The organism is Sphaerotilus sp., assembly GCF_041083715.1.
Taxonomy (GTDB): domain Bacteria; phylum Pseudomonadota; class Gammaproteobacteria; order Burkholderiales; family Burkholderiaceae_C; genus Sphaerotilus.
In genome coordinates this window covers 1-3,459 of record NZ_JBFPGY010000100.1, presented here as the reverse complement: position 1 = coordinate 3,459, position 3,459 = coordinate 1, and the positions used below count along the sequence as shown (strand labels likewise).

The window sequence follows — 3,459 nt, the reverse complement described above, 5'->3', positions numbered from 1 at the left end:
TTGGCTGCGACGCCCCAGTCCGCTTCCAGCAGCTTCTTCGCCGCGATCGACTCGCGCAGGATCGTGCCCGAACCCAGCAGGTTGACGCGTGGCGTGACCGCTGCGGCGCCTTCTTCGAGCAGGTACATGCCCTTGATGATCTGCGCCTCGGTGCCGGCGGTCAGGCCGGGCATCGGGTAGTTCTCGTTCAGCAGCGTCAGGTAGTAGAAGACGTTTTCCTGCTTCTCGACCATGCGCTTGAGGCCGTCCTGCATGATCACCGCGACCTCGTGGGCGAAGGTCGGGTCGTAGCTGATGCAGTTCGGGATCGTGCCGGCGAGGATGTGGCTGTGGCCGTCCTCGTGCTGCAGACCTTCGCCGTTCAGCGTGGTCCGGCCGGAGGTGCCGCCCAGCAGGAAGCCGCGTGCCTGCATGTCGCCCGCCGCCCAGGCCAGGTCGCCGATGCGCTGGAAACCGAACATCGAGTAGTAGACGTAGAACGGAATCATGATCCGGTTCGACGTGCTGTAGCTCGTGGCCGCGGCGATCCAGCTCGACATGCCGCCGGCTTCGTTGATGCCTTCCTGGAGGATCTGACCGGCCTTGTCCTCGCGGTAGTACATCACCTGGTCCTTGTCGACCGGGGTGTAGTTCTGACCCGCGGGGTTGTAGATGCCGATCTGGCGGAACAGCCCTTCCATGCCGAAGGTGCGTGCCTCGTCCACGAGCACGGGCACCACACGCGGACCGAGCGCCTTGTCGCGCAGCAGCTGCGTCAGGAAGCGCACGTACGCCTGGGTCGTCGAGATCTCGCGGCCTTCGGCAGTCGGCTCGATCACCGCCTTGAAGGTCTCCAGCGACGGCACCGTGAAGCTCTCGTCGGCCTTGGTGCGGCGGTGCGGCAGGTAACCGCCCAGCGCCTTGCGGCGGGCGTGCAGGTACTGCATTTCCGGGGTGTCGTCGGCGGGCTTGTAGAACGGGATGTTCGCCAGCTCGCTGTCGGGCACGGGAATGTTGAAGCGGTCGCGGAACGCCTTGATGTCCTCGTCGATCAGCTTCTTGGTCTGGTGGACGGTGTTCTTGCCCTCGCCGACCTTGCCCATGCCGAAGCCCTTGACGGTCTTGATCAGCAGCACCGTCGGCTGGCCCTTGTGGTTCACGGCCGCGTGGTAGGCCGCATAGACCTTCTGCGGATCATGACCGCCGCGCTTCAGGTTCCAGATGTCGTCGTCGGACATCTTGGCGACCATCTCCAGCGTGCGCGGATCCTTGCCGAAGAAGTGCTTGCGGACGTAGGCGCCGTCGTTGGCCTTGAAGGACTGGTAGTCGCCGTCGAGCGTGTCCATCATCAGCTTGCGCAGCGCGCCGTCCTTGTCGCGGGCCAGCAGCGCATCCCACTCGCTGCCCCACAGGAGCTTGATGACGTTCCAGCCCGCACCGCGGAACTCGCCTTCGAGTTCCTGGACGATCTTGCCGTTGCCGCGCACCGGACCGTCCAGGCGCTGCAGGTTGCAGTTGATGACGAAGACGAGGTTGTCGAGGTTCTCGCGGGCGGCCAGGCCGATGGCACCCAGCGATTCGACTTCATCCATCTCGCCGTCACCGCAGAAGACCCAGACCTTGCGGTTTTCGGTGTTGGCGATGCCGCGGGCGTGCAGGTACTTGAGGAAACGCGCCTGGTAGATCGCCATCAGCGGGCCAAGGCCCATCGAGACGGTCGGGAACTGCCAGAACTCGGGCATCAGCTTCGGGTGCGGGTAGCTGGAGAGGCCCTTTCCATCGACTTCCTGGCGGAAATTGAGGAGCTGCTCTTCGGTCAGGCGGCCTTCGAGGTAGGCACGCGCATACACGCCGGGTGAAACGTGGCCCTGGATGTAGAGGCAGTCACCGCCGTGGCTCTCGGATTCGGCATGCCAGAAGTGGTTGAAGCCGGCGCCGAACATGTGGGCCAGCGAGGCGAAGGATCCGATGTGTCCGCCGAGGTCGCCGCCGTCTTCCGGGTTGTGGCGGTTGGCCTTGACCACCATCGCCATCGCGTTCCAGCGCATGTAGGCGCGCAGGCGCTCCTCGATCTCGATGTTGCCGGGGCAACGTTCTTCCTGGCTGGCTTCGATGGTGTTCACGTAGCCGGTGTTGGCCGAGAACGGCATGTCGATGCTGCTCTGGCGGGCGTGCTCCAGCAGCTGCTCCAGCAGCTGGTGGGCGCGTTCGCCGCCTTCAGCCTGGATGACCGCCGACAGGGCATCCAGCCACTCGCGGGTTTCCTGGGGATCGGAATCGGGGTTGGCTGCACCGGGCAGGCCTTGGGGGATTGCAGACATGGTGTCTCCTCGTTCTGCAGCGTCAGGGGTTGAGCGTCGATTCCCATCTGAATCGGCGCTCAGGCGCACCCCTCCATCGGGGTATGGGGCAGAAGTCTCGCACATCGGGCAAGAGATTTCAAATGGCGCTCAACGATTTCATTATATGAAACGAACAGGGGAAATTACGGCAATTCGGCTGCGGACAGACCGCAACGATAATTCCCGGATGCCTCTGTCTCTTCCCAACCGTCCGCCCGCGCTGGGCAGCCGATCCCGACCGCTGCGGCGCCTGTGGTCGTGGTGGCGTCGCCAGTCACCGTCACGTCAGGATCGCATGGCCACGCTGGCGCCACTGCTGTCCGTGCTGCTCTTCCTCGCGGCCATCATCGCGGCGTTCTGGTATCTGCGCACGGAGGAAATCGACCGTGAAGTCGAATCCGTCAAGCGCGATGCCGAGCTGGTGCAGCAACAGATCCGCCTGCGCCTGATCGACAACCAGGAGCAGCTCGTGCGGCTGGCACGCGAGGTGGTCACGCGCACGATCGACCGGGAGCAGTTGCTCAGCCAGGCGGAGGCCCTCGTGCGCGAGCGCCCGGAGATCGTCAGCCTGACGTGGCTGTCGCAGAACCGCCAGGTCGTGGCCCGCCATGTGTCGCCGGATCTGGTGGCCGCCATGCCGCGCCTGGGCACGCCTGGCACCAACGACTACACCGAAGTACCGCGCCAGCGCGCCACACTGGCCGCGTTCACCGATGCAAGCGAAACGCGCCTGCCGGTGTACTCGCGCCCGTTCCGGCACGCGGACCGCCTCATCGTCTTCCAGGTCCATGTGCCGCTGATCGACCACGGCAACTTCGCCGGCACGCTGGTGGCCGAATACGCCATCGACTCGCTGCTGCGCTACTTCGTGCCGGCCGAGGTTTCACGCCGCCGCGTCATCTCGCTGCTCGACGCCGACGACGAGGTGATGGTCAGCACGGTGAGTGGCCGGCCCGGCCGCCCCAGTCCGGGCCTGACGTACACCGTGCCCTTCGCGCCGGTGGACCACGGCGTGACGCTGCGCGGCGAGGGTTACCGCACCTCGGTGGGCCTCGTCGGCAACACGCTGTTCTGGATGGTGCTGGCGCTGTCGGCGCTGACGCTGTGGATGCTGTTCGGCACCTGGCGCCACATGCGC

At 65.4% G+C, this 3,459-nt stretch carries 2 protein-coding genes; one reads left to right on the top strand and one right to left on the bottom strand.

All coding sequences use genetic code 11. The annotated features are described in order from the left end of the window. On the bottom strand, nt 1-2,300 hold a 2,300-nt coding region (gene aceE, locus AB3X43_RS04970), incomplete at its 3' end, for a pyruvate dehydrogenase (acetyl-transferring), homodimeric type (RefSeq protein WP_369428766.1). Between the two features lie 208 nt (nt 2,301-2,508). On the opposite strand from aceE, the gene AB3X43_RS04965 reads away from it, so the two are divergent. Beyond that, nucleotides 2,509-3,459: cache domain-containing protein (locus AB3X43_RS04965; RefSeq protein ID WP_369428765.1), on the top strand; the 951-nt coding region annotated here is incomplete at its 3' end.